Raw genomic sequence first — 24,384 nt, 5'->3', positions numbered from 1 at the left:
GGATTATCAGAATGACAGAACCTATTTTACAAATTAAGGACTTGTCGGTTTATTATAACAAAAAGAAAGCTCTCAATAGTGTATCATTAGATGTATTGCCTCATGAGATTACAGCTTTGATTGGTCCTTCTGGATCAGGAAAGTCAACCCTTTTAAAAGCAATCAATCGGATGGGAGATTTGAATCCAGAGGTTACAACGACAGGTACTGTAATTTACAATGGACATAATATTTATAGTCCGAGGACAGATACGGTAGAGCTTCGAAAAGAAATTGGAATGGTTTTTCAACAGCCCAATCCATTTCCAATGACGATTTATGAAAATGTTGTTTATGGTCTGCGAATCAATGGTGTTAGAGACAAAGAGGTGTTAGACGAAGTTGTTGAATCTTCACTCAAGAGTGCATCTATTTGGGATGAGGTGAAAGATCGTTTATATGATTCAGCCATTGGCTTGTCAGGTGGTCAGCAGCAACGTGTCTGTGTGGCGCGTGTCTTGGCAACGAGTCCAAAAATTATTCTTTTAGATGAGCCGACATCAGCACTTGATCCCGTTTCTGCCGGAAAAATTGAAGAAACACTGCATGGACTGAAAGATAAATATACGATGTTACTGGTGACGCGTTCGATGCAGCAAGCTAGCCGTATTTCAGACAAGACAGCGTTCTTCCTGGGTGGAGATTTAATTGAATTTAATACTACAAAAGAAATGTTTCTCAGTCCAATTCATAAAGAAACAGAAGATTACATTACAGGAAAATTTGGCTAGAAAGATGGATGCTACTTTTTGTTAGTTCAGCCAATCACGAGGAATATTAATCCTCTTTATATCTGACGAAAGGAAATTTTATGCTTAGAGTACAATTTGAAGAAGATTTAGCAAAACTTCATAACCAATTTTACGCGATGGGAAATGAAGTGTTATCACAGATTAACCGCACAGTTCGTGCATTTGTGACCCACGATCGTGAATTGGCAAAAGAGGTTATTGAAGAAGACGCAGAGGTCAATGAATATGAAGTAAAGTTGGAGAAAAAGTCTTTAGAAATCATTGCTTTGCAGCAGCCTGTTTCACAAGATTTACGAACCGTTATTACAGTTTTGAAGGCAAGTAGTGATGTGGAAAGAATGGGGGATCATGCTGTTTCCATTGCACAAGCGACGATCCGTATGAAAGGAGAAGTTCGCATCCAATCTGTTGAAGAAGAAATCAGCAAGATGGGGCGTGATGTTAAGAACTTTGTGGAAGCAGCACTTGAACTTTATCTTAATGGTGATGTGGATAAGGCTTATGAAGTTGCAGCTATGGATGAGAAAATTAATCAGTATTTTGATGATATTCGAGATTTGGCAACGCAAGAAATTAAGGCAAATCCAGATTTGATTGTTACAGGCCGTGATTATTTCCAAGTTATTTCATATCTGGAACGTATTGGTGATTATGCTAAAAATATCTGCGAATGGGTTGTTTACTTTGAAACAGGTAAAATCGTTGAAATGTAAATACTAACTGAAAAAATTTGAGAATAATTTCTCAGATTTTTTATTTTCTTCTTCCTTTTCCGAATAAGGATATGAGGAGGTTTTTTATGTATAGTATTTCATTTCAGGAAGATTCTTTATTGCCAAGAGAACGTTTGGTAGCAGAAGGTGCAGAACAATTGAGCAATCAAGAATTGTTATCCATTCTTATCCGCACTGGCAATAAAAAAGAAACTGTTTTTCAAGTTTCCCAACGAATTTTATCAACAATTTCTAGTTTAAATGATTTGCGTAATATGACACTACAAGAATTACAATCAATTTCTGGAATTGGGCGTATCAAGGCTATTGAATTGCAAGCCATGATTGAGTTGGGACAGCGAATTAATAAAGCAGAATTGATTATGCAAGAGCAAATTTTAAGTAGTCAAAAGTTAGCGAAAAAAATGCAACAGGAATTGGGGCATAAAAAACAGGAACATCTTGTTGCTTTATATCTAGACACTCAAAATAAAATCATTCATCAACAGACTATTTTTATCGGCAGTGTGTCACGTAGCATTGCGGAGCCGCGAGAAATTCTGCATTATGCCGTGAGGCATATGGCGACATCCGTTATTTTGGTGCACAATCATCCGTCAGGAGCTGTATTACCAAGCAGAAACGACGATGAAGTGACCAAACATGTAAAAGAAGCGTGTGAGCTAATGGGCTTCATCTTACTGGATCATCTCATCGTCGCTGAGAAAGATTATTATAGCTATCGAGAAGAAACGGAATTGATTTAGAGTTTATTGACAACATAGTCAAAGAGTAACCGATCTTTAGGACGTGTTTCAAATAAGAATTCTGGATGCCATTGAACTCCCAGATAAGCGATTTCATCAGTTGTAGTAATGGCTTCAATGGTATTATCTTTTGGATCATGGGCGATGACTTCGACATTTTCTGCTAAATCTTTAATACTTTGATGATGGAAAGAATTTATATGAGATACTTCACCATAAATCTTTTCCAAAACAGAACCAGGTTTGGTAACTAATTTTTGAGTAGTATACTCTGCAGAACTGTCTTGCCAATGATGTTCAATATCTTGATAAAGAGTTCCGCCCATTGCGACATTAAACAATTGTGTACCGCGGCAAACAGTAAAAATTGGTTTTTGCTGTTGGACCGCTTCATGGATTAAGGATAATTCAAACACATCACGCTCCAAATGATAATCATCACTATCAATCATTTTTTCTTCACCATAGAATTGTGGTGATACATTTTGTCCACCTGTTAGGATAAGTTTATCAATCATCTTGATGTAATGCTGAGCCATGTCTGCATCTCCAATTGGCAATATGACAGGAATTCCACCAACTTCTTTTACGCCTTCCACAAATCCTTTAGCAGCATAGCTCATGATGGCAAATTCGTCTTCAGGGTTGGGTCTTTCATTTCCAGTAATTCCGATAATGGGTTTCTTCATAAATAAATATCTGCTCTTTCTAATTATTTAATACCCTTTTTTCATAAAGTAGAGGAGTGTTTGCAGCTCACTTGTCAAGTCAACATATTGAACAACAACATCTTTTGGAACGGTTAAGTGAACCGGTGAGAAACTGAGAATACCTTTTACGCCAGCTTCTACAAGGATAGTTGCCACTTCTTGAGCTCTTGTACTTGGAACCGTCAAAATGGCGGTCTTTACATCTACATTTTTTAGTTTATCATTTACTTGTGAAATGCCATAAATAGGAATCCCGTCATTTGTAATCGTTCCAACTTCTGGATGATCATCTGTGTCAAATGCCATAACAATCTTCATTTTATTACGTTCATGGAAGCGGTAGTGGAGTAATGCGTGTCCCATATTACCGATACCGACTAACATCACATTGGTAATAGAATGATCATGAAGTAAATCAGCAAAAAAATTCATGAGTTTTTTTACATCATAACCATACCCACGACGACCTAATTCACCAAAGTAAGAAAAATCACGACGAACAGTTGCAGAATCAATCCCGATAGCATCTGCAATTTGTTTTGAATTGGCTTTTTCAATTTTTTCAGAATTAAATCGTTTAAAAATCCGATAATAAAGAGAGAGCCTTTTAGCAGTTGCGCGTGGAATGGTTGTATTTTTTTCAGATTTCACAAAATCACATCCTTTCAAAGACTATTTTATAGAAAGTTTGTGAAAAAATCAACTTATTTGATGGAAATAAAAAAGGAGTAGGACAAAAACCAAAACTTTCGATTTGTCACCCTACTCTATTTTTTATCTTTTTACAGTTCTAAAATGAACTGTTGAGCTATAGCTATTTTACTTAATGTTCTTGTTTGGTGAAAATACCACGTTCAACCAAACTATCCATTAGAAAATAAAATTTTTCTTGAATGATCTGATTGGTTTCTGATTTGAAAATGTTAACCAAGCGAAGACCAGATTTGTCTGTAATATTGATTTTCACACCTGAGAGCTCTTTGTTGATAATGATTTTTAACAAAAAACCATCACCACTATTTGGAACACTTTCTAATAAACGTGTTAATTCATAATTTCCAACTTTTGTTTCAGAAAAAGTGTTATCGCGCAAAGTAAATTTTTTTACGTTTTCTCCAAGAGAGTAGCTGTATGGGCAATCTTTTAAGTGAATAGTGGTCTGAAAAGCCATCTATTTATCCTCCTAAAATTTCTTTTAATATTGTGGTAAATTGGTGAACTTCTTCTGAAGTATTTTGTTCTGAAAAGCTAATGCGGATAGATTCCTTTAATCGCTCTGAATCACTACCATACAAAGCTTCAAGAACGTGACTTGGTTCAACTGTACCTGCTGTACAAGCAGATCCGGTTGAAATAGAAATTCCTGCCAAGTCTAAACGCATTAGTAATAAGTCATTAGCCTGTTTAGGAAAGCCAAGATTTATTACATAGGGAAGTGTATGAGAATCATTATTGACATAGTAGTCTATTCCGTCCAGTTCAGCGAGAAGCTGTTTTTTTAAGCTTTCCACATGACTTATATTTTCTGGATAGCCCTTAAGATTTTCTTTTAAAGCTGCAATCATTCCAGCTATAGCTGCTAAATTTTCAGTACCTGCACGTCTTTTATCTTCTTGATCTCCGCCATGTAAAAATTTATCAAATTTCATCTGATTGGCATACAAGAAACCAATGCCTTTAGGACCATGAAATTTATGAGCTGATGCACTCATAAAATCAATTCCTAGTTCTTCAGGATACACAGGTAATTTGCCCATAATTTGTACTGCATCCACATGATAAGCAGCGGGATGATGTTTCAAAACTTCAGCAATTTCTTTGATTGGAAGCAGGTAGCCAGTTTCATTGTTGGCATACATAGTGGAGACAAGTATAGTATCCTCTCTAAGAGCTTCTTTTATTTGCTGAGCTGTGATTTCTCCATTTTGGGGTTGGATATAAGTCGCTTCAAAGCCAAACTTATCTACCAGATATTCAATAGTTGCAAGCACAGAATGATGTTCGATAGCGGTGGTGATGATGTGCTTTCCTTGGTCTTGATGGGTTAAGGCATACCCTTTTATGGCTGTATTGTTACTTTCTGTCCCACCTGATGTAAAGATGATATGTTGACTTTTAGTATGAAGTAGGTCAGCAAGTTCTTGTCGGGCTTTGCGAAGAATTTTACTAGCAGCTCTGCCGTGGTTATGGATACTAGATGGATTGCCAAAGGTATTTTCCATAACCTGTGTCATAGCAGTCATAGCAGTCTTTGACATAGGAGTTGTTGCTGCATTATCGAAATAAATCAAGATTTCTCCTTATTTCTTTTTATTGTAAGCAAACAGTGGACTGACTGGTTTTCTTTTATGGATACGAACGATTGCGTCTCCAATTAGCTCGCTTGCAGTAATGTATTGAACATTTTTCGGAGTTTTTTCTTTCGTTGCAACTGAGTCAGTAACCAGGATTTCTTTGATAGGAGAGTTATCTAACTTTTCAGCGGCTCCCTCAACAAACAAACCATGACTAGAAACTGCATAAATTTCTGTTGCACCTTCGCGTTCAACAATTTTTGAGGCTTCAGCAAATGTACGACCAGTATTTAAAATATCATCAATAAGGATAGCTTTTTTCCCAGCTACATCTCCGATAATATAGCCTTCGTTACGGTGGGTATCGTCTTGAGCGTAGTCGATAATCGCAATCGGAGCATCTAAATGCTCTGCTAAGCTTCTAGCACGTTTAACACCAGAATTTTTTGGACTAACCACAACAACATCTTCACCAGACAAGCCCTTTTCACAGTAATGTTTGGCAAAGAGAGGGACAGTGTAAAGGTTATCAACGGGGATATCAAAGAAACCTTGAACTTGAACAGCATGCAAATCAAGGGTCAGAACACGATCAACTCCTGCCTTTACCAACATATTTGCTACCAGTTTTGCCGTAATTGGTTCACGAGGAGCAGCAGTGCGATCCTGGCGCGCATAGCCAAAATATGGCATCACGACATTGACAGAGTTAGCGCTAGCGCGATTGCAGGCATCCACCATGATGAGAAGTTCCATCAAATGATTATTGACAGGGAAACTCGTTGACTGAATGATAAATACATCAAAACCACGTACACTTTCTTCGATGTTAACTTGAATTTCACCATCTGAAAATTGACGTGAGGATAGTTTTCCAAGAGATACGCCAGCAGCTTGAGCAATTTTTTCGGCGATATCGTGATTGGAATTTAGTGCAAACAACTTCATCTGTGCTTTATCCGTCAGTATATCCATCATAACTTATATAAGACTCCTTTTTGATTTCTACACTCCATTTTATCAAAAAATAAGCAAAATTTCAGCTTTTTATTCATAAGTTTTGAGCAAATCTTGCAACTTTAGGTTTTGCATATTTATAATGGATATGATGAGCTTGTAAAAAGTAATTGAATTGTTCTTTTCCAATTTCAGCATCAGTCACTTCCAGCTCTAATTCGTAGTCTGTTTTGTCAAAATAATGATTTTCATCAAGTGCCATCAAGCCAATAGTAGTTTCTTTTTCATAGCGAATAGTTGTCAAGCTCCCTAGAACCTTTAATTTCTCGAGGTTGATAGCAGCTTGAGTCAGCAGGGTGCGTATTTTTCCTTCAGGTAGCACACATGTATTGATGAAAGTGTGAGACTCTTCTAAAGTGAGAAATTGATTGTATTCCATATTACCGACCTGCTGCGGAATTTTCAAAGTTAATTCGGCACGAGTTTCAAAAGTACGAATCCGAAGTGCCATTTTTGCATCTCGAATTGAAAAGTCGGCTGTGTCAATATAGTAGTTCATCTGCTTGGTAGCTTTTATCTCTGAAAACAGTGGTAACAGCTGTTGGTACTCATTTTTTGTCAGAAGCGTTTTGTATTCAATTTCCAAATGATTCATTTTCCAATCCTTTTCTTTTGTTTGAAAGCGATTTATGTTATAATAAGTATTGTGTTTATTTTATAAAAAATTAAGTAAAATGACAAGGTGAGTGTATGCAATTAGAGTGGGAAGAGTTTCTGGATCCTTATATTCAAGCGGTTGGTGAATTAAAGATCAAATTGCGTGGGATTCGTAAACAGTATCGAAAACAAAAAAAGCATTCTCCGATTGAGTTTGTGACAGGTCGTGTAAAACCGATAGAAAGTATCAAAGAAAAAATGGCTTTGCGCGGGATTAAAGAGGAAAATCTAGCGCAAGATATGCAAGATATAGCAGGTTTGCGGGTCATGGTTCAATTTGTGGATGATGTGGAAGAAGTTTTGGATGTTTTGCGAAAGCGGCATGATATGCGGATTGTTCAAGAGCGAGACTATATTAAAAACCGTAAGGCTAGTGGATATCGAAGTTATCATGTCATTATTGAATACCCGGTTGATACCATTGATGGCAACAAAACAGTTTTTGCAGAGATTCAAATCCGCACTTTGTCCATGAACTTTTGGGCAACAATTGAACATTCGCTGAATTATAAATATAAGGGTGAATTTCCAGATGAAATTAAGAAACGTCTGGAGATTACCGCAAAAATCGCCTATCAATTGGACGAAGAAATGGGGAAAATTCGTGATGATATTCAAGAAGCGCAAGCTTTATTTGACCCAATCAGTCGCAAATTGAATGACGGCGTAGGAAATAGTGACGATACAGATGAAGAATACAGATAAAAGAATAGGAATTATCAGTAATCGCAGACGGCAAAGCCAAGAAATTTGTCGCCAATTAAAACAAAAATTAAAGCAAAATCATTTTATTTTGAATGATAATAATCCTGACATTGTCATTTCAATCGGTGGCGACGGGATGCTTTTATCAGCTTTTCATAAGTATGAAGAGCAGTTGGATAAAGTTCGTTTTGTCGGTGTCCATACGGGACATTTGGGCTTTTATACGGATTATCGAGATTTTGAATTGGACAAATTAATTAATAACTTAAAATTAGATACTGGTGCGAAAGTGTCCTATCCGATTTTAAATGTTAAAATTTTCCATGGAAATAATGAAATTTGTATAAAGCGTGCATTAAACGAAGCGACAATCAAGCGTTCTGGACGAACAATGGTCGCCGATGTTATTATCAATCAAGTCCATTTTGAGCGCTTTCGTGGTGATGGCATTTCAGTATCAACTCCGACAGGAAGTACAGCTTACAATAAATCGTTAGGCGGAGCTGTTCTGCATCCAACGATTGAAGCTCTTCAGATTGCAGAAGTTGCAAGCTTAAATAATCGTGTGTTTCGAACCCTGGGCTCCTCAATTATCGTTCCTAAGAAAGATAAAATTGAAATCGTGCCGACTTGGAATGACCGACATGCGATTTCGATTGACAATCAGAATTTTATGATAAACAATATTTCTAAAATTGAATTTCAAATTGATCAACATAAGATTAACTTTCTTGCTACACCGAGTCATACGAGTTTCTGGAATCGTGTAAAAGATGCTTTTATTGGCGAGGTGGAGGAATGAGGTTTGAATTTACCGCAGATGAACATGTTAAAGTTAAGACCTTTTTAAAAAAGCACGAAATTTCCAAAAGTTTACTCGCAAAAATTAAGTTTTCTGGTGGAGATATTCACGTAAATGGTAAGAAGCAAAATGCCATTTATTTGTTAGATATTGGCGACAAAGTTGCCATCGATATTCCAGCTGAAGAAAGTTTTAGCAGTCTACGAGCAGTAGAAAGAGAATTAGAAATTGTCTATGAAGATGAACATTTTCTAATTTTGAATAAGCCATCTGGTATAGCAAGCATTCCTAGTGTGAATCATTCTAATACAATGGCAAATTTTGTAAAAGCTTATTACATTTCTAATCATTATGAAAATCAACAGATTCATATTGTGACACGTTTGGATAAAGATACAAGTGGTCTGATGCTGTTTGCAAAACATGGTTATGCTCATGCAAGACTGGACAAGCAGTTGCAAAAGAAAATCATTGAGAAACATTATTATGCTTTGGTCAAGGGTTCTGAACCGTTAAAGCCAGAAGGAGACATTGTTGCTCCCATCGCGCGAGAAGATAGCAGTATTATTACACGCTGTGTAGCGAAAAATGGGAAATATGCTCATACGAGCTATAAGGTTCTAGCGCAATATGGTGATGTTTATCTTGTCGATATTCATCTTCACACAGGACGGACACACCAGATTAGGGTACATTTTTCTTATATTGGCTTTCCGTTATTAGGAGATGATTTGTATGGTGGCAGCTTGACAGATGGCATGACACGACAAGCTCTTCATTGCCATTCATTGCGTTTTTACAATCCATTTCATGAGGAAGTTGTGAATAAATCGAGTCCTCTTCCGGAAGATTTCCAAGCAGTGATTCAAAAATTAAGCAATAAAAAGGAGTAAAACATGAAAATTTTTGAAACGATTCGTGAAGCACTTCAAGACAAAGAAGTAAAAATTGTTCTACCAGAAGGTGAAGAACCACGTATTCTTCAAGCGACAAAACGTTTGGTAAATGAAACAAGTATTACACCTGTTTTGTTAGGAAATCCTGAAAAAATTCGGATTTATCTTGAGATTGAAAGTGTGACAGATGGTTATGAGGTTATTGATCCTCAAAATTGTTCTTGCTTTGAAGAAATGGTGGCAGCTTTCGTTGAACGCCGTAAAGGAAAAATCACAGAAGACGAAGCTCGGAAACTCTTGAAAGAGGATGTCAATTATTTTGGTGTCATGCTCGTTTATCTTGGAAAAGTACAAGGGATGGTTTCTGGTGCAGTTCATTCTACTGCAAGCACAGTTCGCCCAGCCCTTCAAATTATTAAAACCCTTCCTTGGGTTTCTCGTACATCTGGTGCTTTTCTCATGGTTCGTGACGATGAACGTTATGTTTTCAGTGATTGTGCCATCAATATTGATCCAGACGCTAAAACATTAGCAGAAATTGCCATTAACTCAGCATTAACTGCACAAATCTTTGGTATTGATCCGAAAGTAGCGATGCTTAGTTATTCAACTAAAGGATCTGGATTTGGTGAAAAGGTTGATAAAGTCGTTGAAGCCACAAAACTAGCGCAGGAAATGCGACCTGACCTTGCCATTGATGGAGAATTACAATTTGACGCAGCTTTTGTACCTAAAACAGCAGAATTAAAGGCTCCTGGCAGCAATGTAGCTGGACAAGCGACTGTTTTCGTCTTTCCTAGTATCGAAGCTGGAAATATCAGCTATAAAATGGCAGAGCGTCTTGGCGGTTTTTCAGCAGTTGGTCCTATTTTGCAAGGGTTGAATCATCCAGTAAATGATCTTTCACGAGGATGTAATGCTGACGATGTTTATAAATTGACGTTAATTACTGCCAGCCAAGTAGTTGGTCATTATTAGATTAGAAGAATGACAAAGAATCCAGAGTTCACTTTCTGGGTTCTTGTTTTATTTTATGATATACTAAATTCATGTTAGATTTGAAGAAATACGGAATTGAAATGTGGGAGGATGAAAAAATTACATCCTTTCGCCAAAAGTTACTAATGTGGTATGATGAAAATAAACGTGATCTGCCTTGGCGGAGAAGCAACAATCCTTATCATATCTGGATTTCAGAAATTATGCTTCAGCAAACACGGGTAGACATGGTCATTCCTTACTATGAGCGCTTTTTGGATTGGTTTCCGACAGTCAAAGATTTGGCAATCGCACCAGAAGAACGCTTATTAAAAGCATGGGAGGGACTAGGATATTATTCGCGAGTGCGCAATATGCAAGAGGCGGCTCAGCAGATTGTGGCAGAGTTTGAGGGTGAGTTTCCTCACACTTACGAAGGAATTTTCAGTCTTAAAGGGATTGGTCCTTATACAGCAGGCGCTATCGCTAGTATTGCTTTTGGATTGCCAGAGCCAGCTGTTGATGGGAATGTGATGCGAGTTTTGAGTCGTTTGTTTGAGGTGAATTTAGACATTGGTATTCCAGCCAATCGGAAAGTTTTTCAAACTATGATGGAAATGTTGATCGATCCCGAAAGGCCAGGAGATTTTAACCAAGCTCTGATGGATTTGGGTTCAGATATTGAAGCACCGGTGAATCCTCGACCAGAAGATAGCCCTGTAAAGGAATTTAGTGCTGCTTACTTACATGGAACCATGGAGAAGTACCCTATCAAAGCTCCTAAGAAAAAACCAGTTCCAGTTTATTTATATGGTTTGATTATCCAAGATGCTCAAGGACAGTTTCTTTTGGAAAAAAATGAGACTAGCGGCCTTTTGGCCGGATTTTGGCATTTTCCTTTAATTGAAGTAGGTGAATTTCCTGATGATGAACAGTTATCGCTTTTTGAAATAGCTGAAAATCAAGTTTCATTTGACTTATCTCCCAAAGAAAGCTTTGAACAGGATTATGATGTAGTAGTGGATTGGCAGTCAGTACACTTCCCACAGATTCAGCATGTATTTAGTCATCGCAAGTGGCAGATCCGTTTACTTTATGGTCAGGTAGTAAATGCTACGGAAATGCCTAAACAGGAACAAGTTTTATGGTTGCATCCTGATGAATTTGACAACTATCCATTTGCTAAACCTCAGCAAAAGATGTGGCAAGCCTTTCAAAAAGGAAAATTAAAAGGAAATTAAATATTAAGAGACAGGGACGATATGATCCCTGCCTCGTTTGGTGATAGTAAAAAGTTACTGCTTAGTTAGTTTATAATATACTTTGAGGCTGGAAATTTTAATTCCAGCTTCATTTTTATAAGTGAGCGAATGTCTTGATTTCGTCAGCCGTCATAGAAGAGTCACAACGGACAGTCACCTGACCATTCTCTGTGTGTAAAAATCCTGGCACAGTTGGGATTCCATATTCGGAACGAAAAGCTTGGAGTTCTTCCAGTTCACTAGGTTCCTCACTGTTGATAAAGAAAATGTGTGCTTGGGTTTCAGCGACAACACTAGCTAGCGTAGTGGCGAATTTACGACAGTAAGGACATGTTTTTCGACCAATGAAAAATGTAGCTGTTTCCTTGTTTGCAATAGCTTTTCGAGCACGATTAACAGTAGTCATTTCTAAAACTTTGATATCTTGTGCAAATTTTTTCATAAAATAACCTCATTTCTTTTGCTCATTCCAGTATGCCATAAATATAAAAATAATGCAGAGATTTGAAATGAAAAGTAAAATATTGAAAGATGAATGAGACAAAGCGACAGCCTACTAGACTGTTGGAAGTTGTAAATAGAGAAAAGATTATTTTCTTTGGAATTATATACCTGTTTACACAATCACAAAGTTTAGTTGTAAAATTTACAAAAATCTTATTTTAAAATACTCCATATTGTGATTGGTGTAAACTACTATATAGTTCCCTTATTTTTTATTAGTCATTCTTTTTAAGTTTGAAAAGCGAATGGCATTTGTGGCTTGCAAAGCAGATTCAAAGCACTGTTCTTTATTATAAAAGCAGTCGAGTCTGAGACATGATCGTCCCAGACTCGAAATTTGAAGATTATAGAAGTGAGATTCCGAAACCAAAGGCTTCAGTTTTTCTGCTTATTGTACAAAGTCGTTGATTTCTGCTTCAATTGTATCAATTTTTGCTTGAGCGTCTTGGCTGGAATTCCCAACAACGGCAATATAGAATTTGATTTTTGGTTCTGTTCCTGAAGGACGTACAGCAATCCATGAACCATCAGTAAGCGTATATTTTAATACATCACTAGGGGGTGTTGTAAGGGCAGTGACTGTTCCATCAGTAGTAGTGGCAGTCTGAGCTTTGAAATCTTCTGTGACTGCAATAGCAGTAGCATTGAATTCTTTTGGTGCATTATCACGGAACTTACTCATTATTGCCTTGATTTGTTCAGCGCCATCAACGCCAGACAAGGTGACTGAAATTGTCTTTTCAGCATAATAACCATATTCTTTGTAGATTTCTTCGATTCCGTCTGCAAGAGTCAAGCCGCGAGAACGATAATAGGCAGCCAATTCTGCAACAACTAATACCGCTTGGATCGCATCTTTGTCACGTACAAATGGTTTAATCAAGTAGCCAAAGCTTTCTTCAAAGCCCATCATATAAGTGTGATTGTGTTTTTCTTCAAATTCTTGGATCTTTTCAGCGATAAATTTGAAACCAGTTAAGACGTTGAACATGGTTGCGCCGTAGCTTTCAGCAATCTTGGCTACAAGATCGGTAGATACAATAGATTTGCAAAGTGCTGCATTTGCAGGAAGTGTTCCAGCTGTCTTGTGAGCTTCCAAGATGTACTTAGCCATAATTGCACCAATTTGATTTCCTGAAAGATTGCGATAGCTACCATCTTTTTGGAGAACTTCAACACCAACACGGTCAGCATCTGGGTCTGTTGCGACAAGGACGTCCGCACCAACTTTGCGTCCCAATTCTTCAGCGAGAGAGAAAGCCGCCTGGTTTTCTGGGTTTGGTGATTTGACAGTAGAAAAGTCTGGATCTGGCACACATTGAGCTTCAACAACCTGAACAGAATCAAAACCAGCTTGGGCAAATGCTCGACGTGCTAACATTTCACCTGTACCGTGAAGCGGAGTGTAGACGATCTTCATGTCTTTGCCGTATTCTTTAATCAATTGTTGGTTGATGTTGACGTCTTTAACTTCCTTGAGATATTCGGCATCAATAGTTTCACCAATAACTTCAATCAAACCAGAAGCTTTTTCGGCTTCAACATCAGTTACTTCAATAGTAAATGGATTTTCAATGGCACGAATATAAGCTGTTAGAGCATCAGCATCATGAGGTGGCATTTGACCACCATCTTCGCCATAAACTTTATAGCCATTAAATGGAGCAGGGTTGTGGCTGGCTGTAATCATAATCCCGGCAAAAGCTTTTAAGTGACGAACTGCAAATGATAATTCTGGTGTCGGACGGAGACTTTCAAATACGTAAGATTTAATGCCATGTTTTGCTAAAACCGCAGCAGATTCAAAGGCAAACTCTGGTGAGAAATGGCGAGAGTCATAAGCAATAGCGACACCGCGTTTTTTGAAATCCTCACCTTTTTCATCAATCAAACGTGCTAAACCTTCAGTTGCCTGACGAACGACATAAATATTGATACGATTTGTACCTGCACCAATCAAGCCACGCATACCAGCGGTACCAAATTCAAGATTTGTATAAAAAGCATCTTCTTTTGTCTTTTCGTCCATCGAATCCAATTCTTTACGAAGGTAGTCTGGAAGTTCTGTAAAATTAAACCATTTTTTGAAATTATCTTGATAAGTCATTGTGAAGTCTCCTTTTATCAAATTTGGAAAGTTTATGAAAACATCTGAAAAATAGCAGCTAATTTTCTTTCCTTAGCGGAATGATGAACATTTTATTTTTCTTAGAATTCTAAACTTTTTATTATTTAACCGTTTTCATTATAGCATTTTTTCATAAAAAAATCACGTTTTCACGTGATTATTTTCTAACTTTTTCAAGTGCTGGGATAATGGTAACCGTCAAAACCGCAGAAATAATCATTTCAGCAATAGAATTGGTTGAAATGACAGAGGCAAGCAGCAACTGAATGTTTCCGTTATACACTTTGGAGAATAGTAGGAAAATCCCTCCTAAAACAAATATGGTATTTGTCAATGAACCAACTGTTCCTGCTAATATAAGTCCAGTCTTATTTTTAAGATATTTATAAACAAAATAAGGTGTGACTCCGATTAAAATTCGCGGAACGAGAGCGATGATAAGCGAATAAATATTCCCATTAGGAACAAATGGACTAAATAGATGACTTGTTGGCAAGAGGACAATTGTATTTGTAACTAAACTAATAATTCCCATTAAAGCACCTAAAAGTGCGCCAACTTTTGGTCCATAAAGGATACTAGCAATAATAACAGGAATATGAACAATCGTTGGTTTAATCGGGACGGGGAATAGGTTGAATATCACCGAACTCAATAGATGAATGACGAGCATAATAGCAAAAAAGATAGCAATTTGAGCAATATTAGATTGTTTTTTCATAAATCATTTCCTTTACTTTTTTTATAATCGTTTCTACAGAAGCAAGGGCGCCGATTCCGTGGTCACCACAAGCTAGGACAGTTTCTTTAGGCTGAATAATTTGCCAGCCGTATTTTTCTAGTTTAGATAGATTTTCTTGTGTGATTGGATTTTCATACATTTTTGTATTCATAGCAGGAGATAGCACTTTTTTGACTGTTATAGGCAAAGCGAGAGCAGTGCTTGTTATCATATTGTCTGCAAAGCCACTGGCTAATTTAGCGATGGTATTGGCAGAAGCGGGTGCCACTAAGAAGAGATCTGTTTGCTTAGCGATTTCAATGTGATTGACCTTGTTTGGCGCAGGCTCTTTCATGACATCTGAGTGAACTAGATTTTTTGACAAAACTTGCAAAGTCAAAGGTGTAATAAATTCAGTTGCAGCCTGTGTCATCAGTACCGTAACCGCAAAGTCTTCTTTAGTCAATTGACTAGTCAAGTCAGCAGCTTTATAGGCGGCAATACTTCCCGTGACAGCTAATGTGATATGTTTCATAGATTGTCCTTTGCATGAATATGTGTAAGCAATAGTTGAGCAATTTCTTCTTTAGTGGTTGCTTCTATTACAGAATCTTGTTTAACTAAGTAAGCATGATGTTGATGATTGGAAATATGATCCAAGTCATTTGCCACAATTATTTCAGCTTGATTTTTTATAAGGCTGGCACGAGCAACTGCCAATAATTTTTCCTTAGAAACATCAACTAAGAGTTTAAAACCAATTAGACGGATATTGGGATTCCATTTTTTTACTTGGCTGATAATTTTCGGCGTTTGTTTGAGGAAGAGAACCTGATAATCATCTTGTGATGAAATCTTCCCTTGGACGTTTGTTTTGTTCAAAAACTCTGTTAAATCCTGCGAAGCAGTGATTTGGTCAAATCCTGCCATATAAATAGGAGTATAGTCAGAAACGGCCATTGAATGAATTAAAACATCATGAGTTTTGACCAAAGGCTGCATTGTTGCCAGCAAATCTTGTACATTTTTAATAATTTGAATGGTTAAGTTCGGATGAGAAGCGGGTTTGACAGCACTCTGTGTAGTGACTAAGGTGACCTTATCGCCTCGTGCCAAAAAACTTTCCGCAATAAGTGCACTGAGTTTTCCTGTCGAGTGATTTGTAATAGAACGAACTTGATCAATTTTCTCGCTCGTTCCGCCAGAAGTAATCAATAGTTTCATAACTAAATTTTACACAAAAAAAGTTAATTCGTAAATAAAAAAGACTTTTCCGAACGTTTTTGAGAAGTTTAGCTTTAAAAGAATTTGTTTTCTTTATTTTTTGGTATAATAATCTTATCAAAACTGGAGGATTCCAAATGAAAACGGATATAGAAATTGCTCAGAGTGTTGACTTGCAGCCCATTGCTGATGTGGTGGAAAAAGTTGGAATTGATTATGATGATTTAGAACTTTATGGCAAATACAAAGCTAAATTGTCTTTTGATAAGATTCAGAAATTGCAAAAGAGTCCAGTTGGTAAGTTGATTTTGGTAACAGCGATTAATCCGACATCTGCCGGAGAAGGGAAATCGACAATTACCATTGGTTTAGCAGATGCTCTTAACAAAATCGGAAAGAAAACCATGATTGCGATTCGAGAACCGTCTCTTGGGCCAGTTATGGGAATTAAAGGCGGAGCTGCTGGAGGGGGTTATGCACAGGTTCTACCAATGGAGGACATCAACCTGCATTTTACAGGAGATATGCATGCGATTACTACCGCTAACAATGCTCTTTCTGCTCTGATTGACAATCATCTTCATCAAGGAAATGATTTAAGAATTGACCAACGGCGTATCATTTGGAAGCGCGTGGTAGATTTGAACGACCGTGCTTTGCGGCACGTTACTGTCGGTCTGGGGAGCCCAGTTAATGGAATTCCACGGGAAGATGGTTTTGATATTACGGTTGCATCTGAAATAATGGCTATTCTCTGCTTATCGACAAGTATTGAAGACTTGAAAGAACGTTTAGCTAGTATCGTTATTGGTTATCGTCATGATCGGACGCCTGTTTATGTTCGAGATTTGGAAGTAGAGGGAGCTCTTGCTCTTATTTTGAAAGATGCTATAAAGCCGAATCTAGTACAGACTATTTATGGAACTCCTGCATTTGTTCACGGCGGACCGTTTGCCAATATCGCTCATGGCTGTAATTCTGTTCTGGCGACAACAACAGCTCTGCATTTGGCGGACTACACAGTGACTGAAGCTGGTTTTGGCGCGGATCTAGGGGCTGAGAAATTCCTAGATATCAAGACACCAAACTTACCAACTTCACCGGATGCTGTCGTTATCGTAGCAACACTCCGTGCTCTTAAGATGAACGGAGGTGTAGCCAAGGATGCCTTGACCGAAGAAAATGTAGAAGCAGTGCGGGCTGGATTTGCCAACCTCAAACGTCATGTGGAAAATATCCGTAAATTTGGCATTCCAGCTGTTGTAGCAATCAATGAGTTTGTTTCTGATACAGAAGCTGAAATTGCTGAGCTGAAAGTACTTTGTGCTCAAATTGATGTACCTGTGGAATTAGCTAGTGTCTGGGCAGATGGTGCTGACGGTGGACTGGCTCTTGCGGAAGTTGTGGTCAAAACGATTGAAACGAGACCCGCCAAATACACTCGACTCTATGATAATAATCTGACAGTTGAAGAAAAAATCGAGAAAATTGTCAAGGAAATCTATCGTGGAACAAAAATTAATTTTGAAAAGAAAGCAAAAATTCAAATTTCTCAAATTGTCAAGAACGGCTGGGATAAGCTGCCAATTTGTATGGCCAAGACCCAGTACAGTTTTTCAGATAATCCAAATCTTCTGGGAGCGCCAGAAAACTTTGAAATCACTATCCGCGAAGTAGTTCCAAAATTGGGTGCAGGTTTTATTGTCGCCCTAACTGGTGATGTTATGACGATGCCCGGCTTGCCAAAACGACCTGCAGCACTCAACATGGACGTAGCAGCAGATGGTACAGTGATTGGACTGTTTTAAATAACAAGGTTCGCAAGAGCCTTTTATTTTTGAATTTGGTAAACTATGTATAGTTGTATAGGCTTAAATAAAAAGGTTGGAAGGAAAGAGTCGTTAGGATGAACATTAGATTAGCTCATAAATCTGATGTTGCATCCCTTGTAGCGCTCTACGCTCTTTATGTAGAAATACTGCTATTACATTTGAATGCCAGATTCCCAGCGCCGAAGAATTTACCGATCGTATTGAAAAGACTTTGAAAAAATATCCTTATCTAGTGGCAGAGGAAAATGGGGAAATTTTCGGTTATGCATATGTTTCGACTTATGATAATCGAGAGGCCTACAATTGGGCGGCTGAATTGTCAGTTTATGTAGCTAGTGAGAGTCGTGGTCGTGGGGAGGCAGCTCCCTCTATGATGATTATTGAACAGCAAGGCATTGTCCATTTTCTAGCTTGTATTGCCCTGCTGAATGATGCCAGTATTTCTTTCCATAAAAAACGTAGTTACCAGCAAGTGGATCATTTTCCCAAAATTGGTTACAAATTTGGTCAATGGCACGATAACAACGTGGTTGCAGAAGAGTTTGGGTAAACCAGCAGAACCGATTAAATTATTTAAAGATATGGGGCTTGAAAATGAATAGTGATATGAAAGCAGAAGATATTTTTCAAGATTTAAAAGAAGTAGCTAACAGTGATGATGCGGTTCACATGAAGGTGTATATGAAAAATCAGTTTGAATTTTTAGGAGTAAAGACACCTATTAGGCGGCAAATTTCTAAAATAGTTTTTAAGAAAAGTCACAAGTCTACGATAGATTGGAAATTTATCAATCAGGCTTGGGAAAATCCCTATCGTGAAATGCAATATGTGGTGCTGGATTATTTACAACTAAAACAAAAATCTTTGACCTCAAATGATTTGCCAAAGGTAAAGAAATTGGCACAAATAAAGCCTTGGTGGGACACGATTGACTTTTTGTGTCGCTCGGTAGGTTATATTTGTTTACACTATCCTGAGACAAAGAAAATAGTATTGGGTTGGAGTACGGATGAGGACATTTGGTTGCGCCGATTGGCTATCGAACACCAATTACTTCAAAAAGAGCAAACGGATGTTCTGCTGCTGGAGCAAATCCTTCTCAATAATCTGGGGCAGACAGAGTTTTTTATCAATAAAGCCATTGGCTGGGCGCTACGTGATTATTCAAAGACTAACCCTGATTGGGTGCGGGATTTTATCCAAACGCATAAAGAAGGTCTGACATCTCTCAGTATCAGGGAAGGAAGTAAGTACTTGTAAAGGTATATAAAGTCTCGATTTATTGATGAATGCTTTTGATAATAGTAAAACGCCCTAAATTATGTTTAGAGCGTTGCGTAATGTTAAATATTCTTTTGTTCTAAATGATGGATACGATTATATCTAGTATAATGGACGATAATAATGGTTAAAATAGCAGTGACTGTCCAGATAGCATATTGATGAATGAAGCGTGTGAGAACTCCAGTGAAAATAGCTCCTCCGATGAAACTGGCAACAATCATAGAGTAATTAACAGCCTGCCTTTGAATAATATGTCTACGCTCTTTAAAACGAATATACTCGTACCAAGCAGTGACCATTTTCCGATAATTTCCTGAGGTCATCATAATCATGTAGGGGTGAGACTCGACTTTTGAGCCTGTATAAGTTAACATGACCATTCCTGTAGAGGTTGCAAATAATATCACCCAGATAAAATAATGAGAGTGAAAGAACGGAAAGAGGAAAGTGATGAGAGTTAACGGTAAGATTCCCCAAGTACGCCAATGTGAACTTTGAGCCTGTTCTTTAAGTAGAATACCAAGGATAAAACCAAAAGTAAAGAAGACAAGTGAAAGAATGCGATAAGCCGTCTTTACGGTTGGACCATCCCAGTCGGCTACAATTAAAAGAATATTCCCTGTTTGGGTTGCGATTAGCGTACTAAATTGCATATGCGAGAAAACATCAAGGCAGCCACCTACAGCACCAAGTAAGAGAGCCATTATTCTCGTATCCTGAGGCATAAGGACAGGCTGTTTTGTTGTATCCATAATTTTTTATCCTCCTAAAATTATTTTACTCTTTTAAAATGTTAATTTCAAACGTGGAAGGAGCTGAGAATGTAATAGTTTTTCTTGACATAATTTGATAAGTATAGTAAGATTGGTTCATGCGATGAGTCGATAGGTGACGTAAGTCACATATTGAGCATGGGAGGTCATATACGCAGGAGCGGACCTTGATGAGTTGTGTGAACCTGCTCATCACACATAAGTGCCCTTAATCCCTACTTTTTAGTAGGGATTTTTTGTAAGTCTTTTCAATTCTTTAGAAAAGTAGTATAATACAAGCAATACACAAATTTTTTGAAAATTCAGAGAGGTATGTGATGGGATACACAGTTGCTGTGGTGGGTGCTACAGGTGCCGTTGGAGCTCAAATGATTAAAATGTTGGAAGAATCAAGTCTTCCAATTGAAAAAGTACGCTATTTGGCTTCAGTACGTTCAGCGGGGAAGAAACTGTCATTTAAAGATCAAGAAGTGGTGATTGAAGAAACAACTGAGGAAGCTTTTATTGGTGTTGATATTGCTCTCTTTTCAGCAGGTGGTTCAATCTCTGCTAAATACGCTCCTTATGCAGTAAAAGCAGGTGCAGTTGTAGTAGATAACACCTCTTATTTTCGGCAAAATCCTGATGTTCCATTAGTAGTTCCAGAAGTGAATGCGCATGCACTTGATAATCATAAGGGAATTATTGCTTGTCCAAATTGTTCAACAATCCAAATGATGATTGCGCTTGAGCCAGTTCGCCAGAAATGGGGGGTGGAGCGCATTATCGTATCTACCTATCAGGCTGTGTCTGGAGCTGGTATGGGAGCTATTCTAGAAACGCAACGGGAACTACGTGAAGTTTTAAACGATGGTATAATGCCAAAAGATTTGAAAGCAGAAATTCTTCCGGCAGGTGCTGACAAAAAGCACTATCCGATTGCCTTTAATGCTCTTCCTCAAATTGATGTCTTTACGGACAATGATTACACTTACGAAGAGATGAAGATGACCAATGAAACCAAAAAAATCATGGAAGATCCAACAATTGCAGTTTCTGCAACTTGTGTACGTATTCCAGTTCTTTCAGCGCACTCAGAGTCTGTCTATATCGAGACAAAAGAAGTAGCGCCTATCGCAGAAGTCAAGGCAGCTATCGCAGACTTCCCAGGAGCAGTATTAGAGGACGATGTTAGCCGTCAAATTTACCCTCAGGCTGTCAATGCTGTCGGAAAACGCGAGACATTCGTTGGACGGATTCGCAAAGATCTGGATAGTGAAAAAGGTATCCATATGTGGGTGGTTTCAGACAACCTGCTTAAAGGTGCTGCTTGGAACTCTGTTCAAATTGTTGAAACCCTGCATGAGCGTGGCTTAGTGCGTCCGACAGCGGAAGTTGTTTTTAAGATGAATTGAAGGATGAGATAGCATTCATATCATTGTATTTTGCAAGCTAGTTGGATGAGGACAAACTAAAAAGGCTGATCAGATTCAACGTCAGTTATTACCCAAAATAGAAGCTCTCTTTTCCGTAACAAACCCAGCTCCACTTAAAACTGTGCTAAATTATCAAGGCTTTGCAGTCGGCTCACTCCGCCTCCCACTGGTTGCTTGTACAGAGCAAGAAAAAGCCGTTATTCTTTCATTTTTTGAAGATTGAAGGAAGCATTTTAGGCTTGTAAAATGTTGGGAGCATTTACGATGAACTAGTGAATTTTTTATTACGGAGGACTTTAGCATTTAAATCTGCAAAAAGAAATGTTTGAAAAGACAAAACTAGGCTGAATGGAAACACTGATATTACAAGATTGTCATATTTTTTGTTATGACGAGATAAGGGTGGGATATTTAGTACAATAAAAATGGATAAATTGAAAGTTGATGAGAAGTTGGAACATATGAAGAAAAGAAAATTAAGAATCAATTCCATTGAAATTATAGTGATTTTAGGATTGTTAATTTGGCTACTCACAATATTTTTAAGAAAATATTATTCAATTAATTCAGTTGTTCCTATCTTTTGTGTGGAGGAGCATGGATTGCAACAGCTATGCTAAAACAGCCTTTTAGTGCAACATTCAGTGAAAATAAAGTCTCAATTATTGAATTTTCTAAAAAGACACTTATGTATAGTGGTTGTACTGATGTCTTTTATTAATGAGCTATTACCATTGATTAATACTAGTGCAGTATTTGACGTATACGATGTGCTTGCTACTGTATTAGCGGAAATCATAGCTTTTAGCATACCTGTCATTCTAAAAGAAAAGACTTTAATAGATTATCGTTGATTTTGGGAAGATTAAAAAACCAGTGTCGAACTGAACAAGGAATAAAAACACATCAGACAGACGGTAGAAATGAAACATTCTATCGTCTTTTCGTATTAGCCTTTACCATTTTCTCTTTTTTTCCAATAATTTAATAAATCTGCTAACTAAAAAGAATAGATTTTCGTTCTAATTATAAAAAATATTAAAAACTCTTGCAATCTTTTTTTTCTTATGTTACAATTATTAATGGTTTGAAAAAACTGCCTAAGACAGTAGGGGAGCTCGACTCATAAAAATCCTACCGAGGACAAAACGGATCATATAAAAGAAACGTATTGTACTTTCGTGTCTAGGTTTGGGCGCGTTTTTCTTTTGGAAAATCCCCAAGCAAAATAATTACGGAGGTGAAACACTAAATGAGTGAAGCAAGTATTGCAAAAAAAGCGGAACTAGTTGATGTAGTTGCTGAAAAAATGAAAGCAGCTGCAAGTATCGTTGTTGTTGATGCTCGTGGTCTTACAGTTGAACAAGACACAGTTCTTCGTCGTAATCTTCGTGGAAGCGAAGTTGAGTATAAAGTTATCAAAAACTCAATCTTACGTCGTGCAGCTGAAAAAGCTGGACTTGAAGGCCTTGCTGATGCTTTTGTTGGACCATCTGCTGTTGCATTTTCAAATGAAGATGTTGTAGCACCAGCAAAAATCATCAATGATTTTACTAAAGAAGCTGATGCACTTGAAATTAAAGGTGGAGCTATTGAAGGTGCTGTTGCATCTAAAGAAGAAATTGTTGCTCTTGCAACTCTTCCAAACCGCGAAGGACTTCTATCTATGCTACTATCTGTACTTCAAGCGCCAGTTCGCAACGTTGCTCTCGCAGTCAAAGCGGTTGCAGACAACAAAGAAGAAGCGGCTTAATGTTAAGTTGCGCGTAGCCTATGCTACAAACTAATAATAAAATAACGAAAATATATTTGGAGGAAATAACAATGGCATTGAACATTGAAAATATTATTGCTGAAATTAAAGAAGCTTCAATCCTTGAATTGAACGATCTTGTAAAAGCTATCGAAGAAGAATTTGGTGTAACTGCAGCTGCTCCTGTAGCTGTAGCTGCTGCTGGCGCTGGTGAAGCTGCTGCTGCAAAAGATTCATTTGACGTGGAATTGACTGCAGCAGGCGACAAGAAAGTTGGCGTTATCAAAGCTGTTCGTGAAATCACAGGTCTTGGTCTTAAAGAAGCTAAAGAACTTGTTGATGGAGCACCAACTGTTGTTAAAGAAGGTGTTGCAACTGCAGAAGCTGAAGAAATCAAAACTAAATTGGAAGAAGCTGGAGCTTCAGTTACTCTTAAATAAGAAGCACATAGCAATTTGAGAGTGGAATCCCGATTTACCAGTCTTTGATTGCGATAAGCAAATGAAAAAAACAGGTTAAATCATTTGATTCCCTGCTAAAAATCCCTGTCAAAATTTGTTTGGCAGGGATTTTTGTTTTTTTAAAGAATTATTTATCTCAAGCGAGAACTGTTTTCATAATTCTCGCTTTTTTGCGTTTAAGGAGGAAGCATGCAGAAGGAAATACAATCGTCATGTTACATCGTGATTTCCTATCTAGTCCGACAAATGGGGATACCAAGTTTATAAGGAACTCAAAGAACATTACGAGGAAGTGACTGGGGGACTCTTCTCGAAGAGAGAAATCACTAGTCAACTAGAAATTGCCCTCCAAGAGCACCGTGAAGTAGACTTTGAAGACCATGAAAGAGAAAGATTATCTGATTCTTCCTCTCATTCCCATGGCTGTGAGAGTGATTGCCTTGATTCTTTGGTGACCCCTAATCCTAGCAAGTGGGCTATTCTTGATGGATTAGCCTGTGCTATCCTTTTACAGAGGTCTACGGATTCTATCTTCTCTTTAAAGAACCCGAGCTTTATACAGCTTTTAGTAGATTGACAAGGAGACAAATGAAAGAGTGGGGGATATTTATGAGGAGTTTAATTTATATCAACTTGCTTAGGAAATTATTAAAAATTGGAACTTTTGTAATCTTCTGATTTGTACTTGAATCATTAT

At 37.7% G+C, this 24,384-nt stretch carries 25 protein-coding genes, 3 pseudogenes and 1 other annotated feature; of the genes and pseudogenes, 16 read left to right on the top strand and 12 right to left on the bottom strand.

The window, feature by feature from the left end; all coding sequences use genetic code 11:
- Nucleotides 1-11: 11 nt before the first annotated feature.
- The 3 genes from pstB to radC all read left to right on the top strand — a co-directional run bounded on the left by pstB (nucleotide 12) and on the right by radC (nucleotide 2,271).
- Nucleotides 12-770, top strand: coding sequence for a phosphate ABC transporter ATP-binding protein PstB (pstB, locus tag HMPREF1514_RS03385; RefSeq protein WP_006267322.1), 759 nt, complete (start codon nucleotides 12-14; stop codon nucleotides 768-770).
- Nucleotides 771-850: 80 nt separating this feature from the next.
- Nucleotides 851-1,504, top strand: coding sequence for a phosphate signaling complex protein PhoU (gene phoU, locus HMPREF1514_RS03380; RefSeq protein WP_003069505.1), 654 nt, complete (start codon nucleotides 851-853; stop codon nucleotides 1,502-1,504).
- Between the two features lie 86 nt (nucleotides 1,505-1,590).
- The gene (gene radC / locus HMPREF1514_RS03375; protein ID WP_037597197.1) at nucleotides 1,591-2,271 is read left to right on the top strand and encodes a RadC family protein; all 681 of its coding nucleotides are present in this window, start codon (nucleotides 1,591-1,593) and stop codon (nucleotides 2,269-2,271) included.
- Here radC and HMPREF1514_RS03370 read toward each other — a convergent pair.
- From HMPREF1514_RS03370 to HMPREF1514_RS03345, 6 genes are all read right to left on the bottom strand, one after another.
- Complete coding sequence (locus tag HMPREF1514_RS03370) at nucleotides 2,268-2,960, bottom strand: gamma-glutamyl-gamma-aminobutyrate hydrolase family protein (protein WP_037597196.1); 693 nt, start codon at nucleotides 2,958-2,960, stop codon at nucleotides 2,268-2,270. The two genes, radC and HMPREF1514_RS03370, sit on opposite strands and share 4 nt — an antisense overlap.
- 27 nt (nucleotides 2,961-2,987) lie before the next feature.
- The gene (locus tag HMPREF1514_RS03365; protein WP_037597194.1) at nucleotides 2,988-3,632 is read right to left on the bottom strand and encodes a redox-sensing transcriptional repressor Rex; all 645 of its coding nucleotides are present in this window, start codon (nucleotides 3,630-3,632) and stop codon (nucleotides 2,988-2,990) included.
- Nucleotides 3,633-3,804: 172 nt separating this feature from the next.
- Nucleotides 3,805-4,152: a DUF1831 domain-containing protein gene (locus HMPREF1514_RS03360; protein WP_003069499.1), complete on the bottom strand. Its 348-nt coding sequence runs from the start codon at nucleotides 4,150-4,152 to the stop codon at nucleotides 3,805-3,807.
- Between the two features lie 4 nt (nucleotides 4,153-4,156).
- Nucleotides 4,157-5,272 carry a cysteine desulfurase family protein gene (locus HMPREF1514_RS03355; protein ID WP_037597192.1) on the bottom strand — a complete coding sequence of 372 codons (1,116 nt, stop codon included), beginning with the start codon at nucleotides 5,270-5,272 and terminating at the stop codon, nucleotides 4,157-4,159.
- Nucleotides 5,273-5,281: 9 nt separating this feature from the next.
- Nucleotides 5,282-6,241 (bottom strand): ribose-phosphate diphosphokinase, encoded by a 960-nt coding sequence (locus tag HMPREF1514_RS03350; protein WP_148132049.1) that lies wholly within the window; start codon nucleotides 6,239-6,241, stop codon nucleotides 5,282-5,284.
- A gap of 85 nt (nucleotides 6,242-6,326) precedes the next feature.
- Nucleotides 6,327-6,887 carry a CYTH domain-containing protein gene (locus HMPREF1514_RS03345; protein WP_037597189.1) on the bottom strand — a complete coding sequence of 187 codons (561 nt, stop codon included), beginning with the start codon at nucleotides 6,885-6,887 and terminating at the stop codon, nucleotides 6,327-6,329.
- A gap of 95 nt (nucleotides 6,888-6,982) precedes the next feature.
- Here HMPREF1514_RS03345 and HMPREF1514_RS03340 point away from each other — a divergent pair, with 95 nt between their 5' ends.
- From HMPREF1514_RS03340 to mutY, 5 genes are all read left to right on the top strand, one after another.
- Nucleotides 6,983-7,654 (top strand): GTP pyrophosphokinase, encoded by a 672-nt coding sequence (locus tag HMPREF1514_RS03340; protein ID WP_037597188.1) that lies wholly within the window; start codon nucleotides 6,983-6,985, stop codon nucleotides 7,652-7,654.
- Nucleotides 7,638-8,456: an NAD kinase gene (locus HMPREF1514_RS03335; protein WP_003069490.1), complete on the top strand. Its 819-nt coding sequence runs from the start codon at nucleotides 7,638-7,640 to the stop codon at nucleotides 8,454-8,456. The genes HMPREF1514_RS03340 and HMPREF1514_RS03335 overlap by 17 nt, the downstream gene beginning before the upstream one ends.
- Nucleotides 8,453-9,349 (top strand): RluA family pseudouridine synthase, encoded by an 897-nt coding sequence (locus HMPREF1514_RS03330; RefSeq protein WP_003069487.1) that lies wholly within the window; start codon nucleotides 8,453-8,455, stop codon nucleotides 9,347-9,349. Before HMPREF1514_RS03335 ends, HMPREF1514_RS03330 begins: the two co-directional genes overlap by 4 nt.
- A 3-nt stretch (nucleotides 9,350-9,352) precedes the next feature.
- Nucleotides 9,353-10,330, top strand: a complete 978-nt coding sequence (gene pta, locus HMPREF1514_RS03325) for a phosphate acetyltransferase (protein WP_003069485.1) — start codon at nucleotides 9,353-9,355, stop codon at nucleotides 10,328-10,330.
- Nucleotides 10,331-10,401: 71 nt separating this feature from the next.
- Nucleotides 10,402-11,571, top strand: a complete 1,170-nt coding sequence (mutY, locus tag HMPREF1514_RS03320; protein WP_037597187.1) for an A/G-specific adenine glycosylase — start codon at nucleotides 10,402-10,404, stop codon at nucleotides 11,569-11,571.
- Between the two features lie 115 nt (nucleotides 11,572-11,686).
- On the opposite strand, the gene HMPREF1514_RS03315 is transcribed toward mutY, so the two are convergent.
- From HMPREF1514_RS03315 to HMPREF1514_RS03295, 5 genes are all read right to left on the bottom strand, one after another.
- Nucleotides 11,687-12,034 carry a thiol reductase thioredoxin gene (locus tag HMPREF1514_RS03315; RefSeq protein WP_037597186.1) on the bottom strand — a complete coding sequence of 116 codons (348 nt, stop codon included), beginning with the start codon at nucleotides 12,032-12,034 and terminating at the stop codon, nucleotides 11,687-11,689.
- A 450-nt stretch (nucleotides 12,035-12,484) separates the two neighbouring features.
- The gene (locus HMPREF1514_RS03310) at nucleotides 12,485-14,203 is read right to left on the bottom strand and encodes a phospho-sugar mutase (protein WP_037597185.1); all 1,719 of its coding nucleotides are present in this window, start codon (nucleotides 14,201-14,203) and stop codon (nucleotides 12,485-12,487) included.
- A gap of 178 nt (nucleotides 14,204-14,381) precedes the next feature.
- Nucleotides 14,382-14,945 carry an ECF transporter S component gene (locus HMPREF1514_RS03305; RefSeq protein ID WP_006270556.1) on the bottom strand — a complete coding sequence of 188 codons (564 nt, stop codon included), beginning with the start codon at nucleotides 14,943-14,945 and terminating at the stop codon, nucleotides 14,382-14,384.
- Complete coding sequence (gene coaC, locus HMPREF1514_RS03300; RefSeq protein ID WP_003069474.1) at nucleotides 14,929-15,480, bottom strand: phosphopantothenoylcysteine decarboxylase; 552 nt, start codon at nucleotides 15,478-15,480, stop codon at nucleotides 14,929-14,931. Before coaC ends, HMPREF1514_RS03305 begins: the two co-directional genes overlap by 17 nt.
- A complete protein-coding gene (locus HMPREF1514_RS03295; RefSeq protein WP_037597184.1) occupies nucleotides 15,477-16,169 on the bottom strand; it encodes a phosphopantothenate--cysteine ligase in 693 nt (230 codons plus the stop codon). Before HMPREF1514_RS03295 ends, coaC begins: the two co-directional genes overlap by 4 nt.
- A 137-nt stretch (nucleotides 16,170-16,306) precedes the next feature.
- Between HMPREF1514_RS03295 and HMPREF1514_RS03290 the strand changes: the two genes are divergently transcribed.
- From HMPREF1514_RS03290 to HMPREF1514_RS03280, 3 genes and pseudogenes are all read left to right on the top strand, one after another.
- Complete coding sequence (locus HMPREF1514_RS03290; protein ID WP_037597183.1) at nucleotides 16,307-17,977, top strand: formate--tetrahydrofolate ligase; 1,671 nt, start codon at nucleotides 16,307-16,309, stop codon at nucleotides 17,975-17,977.
- Nucleotides 17,978-18,075: 98 nt separating this feature from the next.
- Nucleotides 18,076-18,603: pseudogene (locus tag HMPREF1514_RS03285) on the top strand (GNAT family N-acetyltransferase).
- Between the two features lie 4 nt (nucleotides 18,604-18,607).
- Entirely contained in the window at nucleotides 18,608-19,261 is a 654-nt protein-coding gene (locus HMPREF1514_RS03280; RefSeq protein WP_037597263.1) for a DNA alkylation repair protein, read from the top strand.
- Between the two features lie 83 nt (nucleotides 19,262-19,344).
- On the opposite strand, the gene HMPREF1514_RS03275 is transcribed toward HMPREF1514_RS03280, so the two are convergent.
- On the bottom strand, nucleotides 19,345-20,037 hold the full coding sequence (locus HMPREF1514_RS03275) for a YoaK family protein (protein WP_003069464.1): 693 nt from the start codon (nucleotides 20,035-20,037) through the stop codon (nucleotides 19,345-19,347).
- Nucleotides 20,038-20,375: 338 nt separating this feature from the next.
- Between HMPREF1514_RS03275 and HMPREF1514_RS03270 the strand changes: the two genes are divergently transcribed.
- From HMPREF1514_RS03270 to HMPREF1514_RS09630, 5 genes and pseudogenes are all read left to right on the top strand, one after another.
- Nucleotides 20,376-21,452, top strand: coding sequence for an aspartate-semialdehyde dehydrogenase (locus HMPREF1514_RS03270; RefSeq protein WP_037597181.1), 1,077 nt, complete (start codon nucleotides 20,376-20,378; stop codon nucleotides 21,450-21,452).
- Nucleotides 21,453-21,510: 58 nt separating this feature from the next.
- Nucleotides 21,511-21,696 (top strand): annotated as a pseudogene (locus tag HMPREF1514_RS09130) (dihydrodipicolinate synthase family protein); the annotation flags it as partial.
- Nucleotides 21,697-22,554: 858 nt separating this feature from the next.
- Nucleotides 22,555-22,689: a sequence feature (ribosomal protein L10 leader region), on the top strand.
- A gap of 36 nt (nucleotides 22,690-22,725) precedes the next feature.
- A complete protein-coding gene (rplJ, locus tag HMPREF1514_RS03265) occupies nucleotides 22,726-23,226 on the top strand; it encodes a 50S ribosomal protein L10 (protein ID WP_003029380.1) in 501 nt (166 codons plus the stop codon).
- A 71-nt stretch (nucleotides 23,227-23,297) separates the two neighbouring features.
- A complete protein-coding gene (rplL, locus tag HMPREF1514_RS03260; protein WP_003024225.1) occupies nucleotides 23,298-23,666 on the top strand; it encodes a 50S ribosomal protein L7/L12 in 369 nt (122 codons plus the stop codon).
- A 274-nt stretch (nucleotides 23,667-23,940) separates the two neighbouring features.
- Nucleotides 23,941-24,078: pseudogene (locus HMPREF1514_RS09630) on the top strand (DUF5962 family protein); the annotation flags it as partial.
- Between the last annotated feature and the right edge of the window lie 306 nt (nucleotides 24,079-24,384).

The organism is Streptococcus sp. AS20, from assembly GCF_000524255.1.
GTDB lineage: Bacteria > Bacillota > Bacilli > Lactobacillales > Streptococcaceae > Streptococcus > Streptococcus constellatus.
This window is presented reverse-complemented; position numbering and strand designations above follow the sequence as displayed.

Excerpts from the sequence above, each read along its gene's own strand:
- pstB (WP_006267322.1), top strand. The coding sequence starts at position 12 with ATGACAGAACCTATTTTACAAATTAAGGACTTGTCGGTTTATTATAAC.
- HMPREF1514_RS03315 (WP_037597186.1), bottom strand. The coding sequence starts at position 12,034 with ATGAAAAAATTTGCACAAGATATCAAAGTTTTAGAAATGACTACTGTT.
- phoU (WP_003069505.1), top strand. The coding sequence starts at position 851 with ATGCTTAGAGTACAATTTGAAGAAGATTTAGCAAAACTTCATAACCAA.
- HMPREF1514_RS03290 (WP_037597183.1), top strand. The coding sequence starts at position 16,307 with ATGAAAACGGATATAGAAATTGCTCAGAGTGTTGACTTGCAGCCCATT.
- HMPREF1514_RS03310 (WP_037597185.1), bottom strand. The coding sequence starts at position 14,203 with ATGACTTATCAAGATAATTTCAAAAAATGGTTTAATTTTACAGAACTT.
- HMPREF1514_RS03270 (WP_037597181.1), top strand. The coding sequence starts at position 20,376 with ATGGGATACACAGTTGCTGTGGTGGGTGCTACAGGTGCCGTTGGAGCT.
- HMPREF1514_RS03295 (WP_037597184.1), bottom strand. The coding sequence starts at position 16,169 with ATGAAACTATTGATTACTTCTGGCGGAACGAGCGAGAAAATTGATCAA.
- HMPREF1514_RS03330 (WP_003069487.1), top strand. The coding sequence starts at position 8,453 with ATGAGGTTTGAATTTACCGCAGATGAACATGTTAAAGTTAAGACCTTT.
- pta (WP_003069485.1), top strand. The coding sequence starts at position 9,353 with ATGAAAATTTTTGAAACGATTCGTGAAGCACTTCAAGACAAAGAAGTA.
- HMPREF1514_RS03360 (WP_003069499.1), bottom strand. The coding sequence starts at position 4,152 with ATGGCTTTTCAGACCACTATTCACTTAAAAGATTGCCCATACAGCTAC.
- rplL (WP_003024225.1), top strand. The coding sequence starts at position 23,298 with ATGGCATTGAACATTGAAAATATTATTGCTGAAATTAAAGAAGCTTCA.
- radC (WP_037597197.1), top strand. The coding sequence starts at position 1,591 with ATGTATAGTATTTCATTTCAGGAAGATTCTTTATTGCCAAGAGAACGT.
- mutY (WP_037597187.1), top strand. The coding sequence starts at position 10,402 with ATGTTAGATTTGAAGAAATACGGAATTGAAATGTGGGAGGATGAAAAA.
- HMPREF1514_RS03370 (WP_037597196.1), bottom strand. The coding sequence starts at position 2,960 with ATGAAGAAACCCATTATCGGAATTACTGGAAATGAAAGACCCAACCCT.
- HMPREF1514_RS03345 (WP_037597189.1), bottom strand. The coding sequence starts at position 6,887 with ATGAATCATTTGGAAATTGAATACAAAACGCTTCTGACAAAAAATGAG.
- rplJ (WP_003029380.1), top strand. The coding sequence starts at position 22,726 with ATGAGTGAAGCAAGTATTGCAAAAAAAGCGGAACTAGTTGATGTAGTT.
- HMPREF1514_RS03335 (WP_003069490.1), top strand. The coding sequence starts at position 7,638 with ATGAAGAATACAGATAAAAGAATAGGAATTATCAGTAATCGCAGACGG.
- HMPREF1514_RS03275 (WP_003069464.1), bottom strand. The coding sequence starts at position 20,037 with ATGGATACAACAAAACAGCCTGTCCTTATGCCTCAGGATACGAGAATA.
- HMPREF1514_RS03305 (WP_006270556.1), bottom strand. The coding sequence starts at position 14,945 with ATGAAAAAACAATCTAATATTGCTCAAATTGCTATCTTTTTTGCTATT.
- HMPREF1514_RS03340 (WP_037597188.1), top strand. The coding sequence starts at position 6,983 with ATGCAATTAGAGTGGGAAGAGTTTCTGGATCCTTATATTCAAGCGGTT.
- coaC (WP_003069474.1), bottom strand. The coding sequence starts at position 15,480 with ATGAAACATATCACATTAGCTGTCACGGGAAGTATTGCCGCCTATAAA.
- HMPREF1514_RS03280 (WP_037597263.1), top strand. The coding sequence starts at position 18,608 with ATGAAAGCAGAAGATATTTTTCAAGATTTAAAAGAAGTAGCTAACAGT.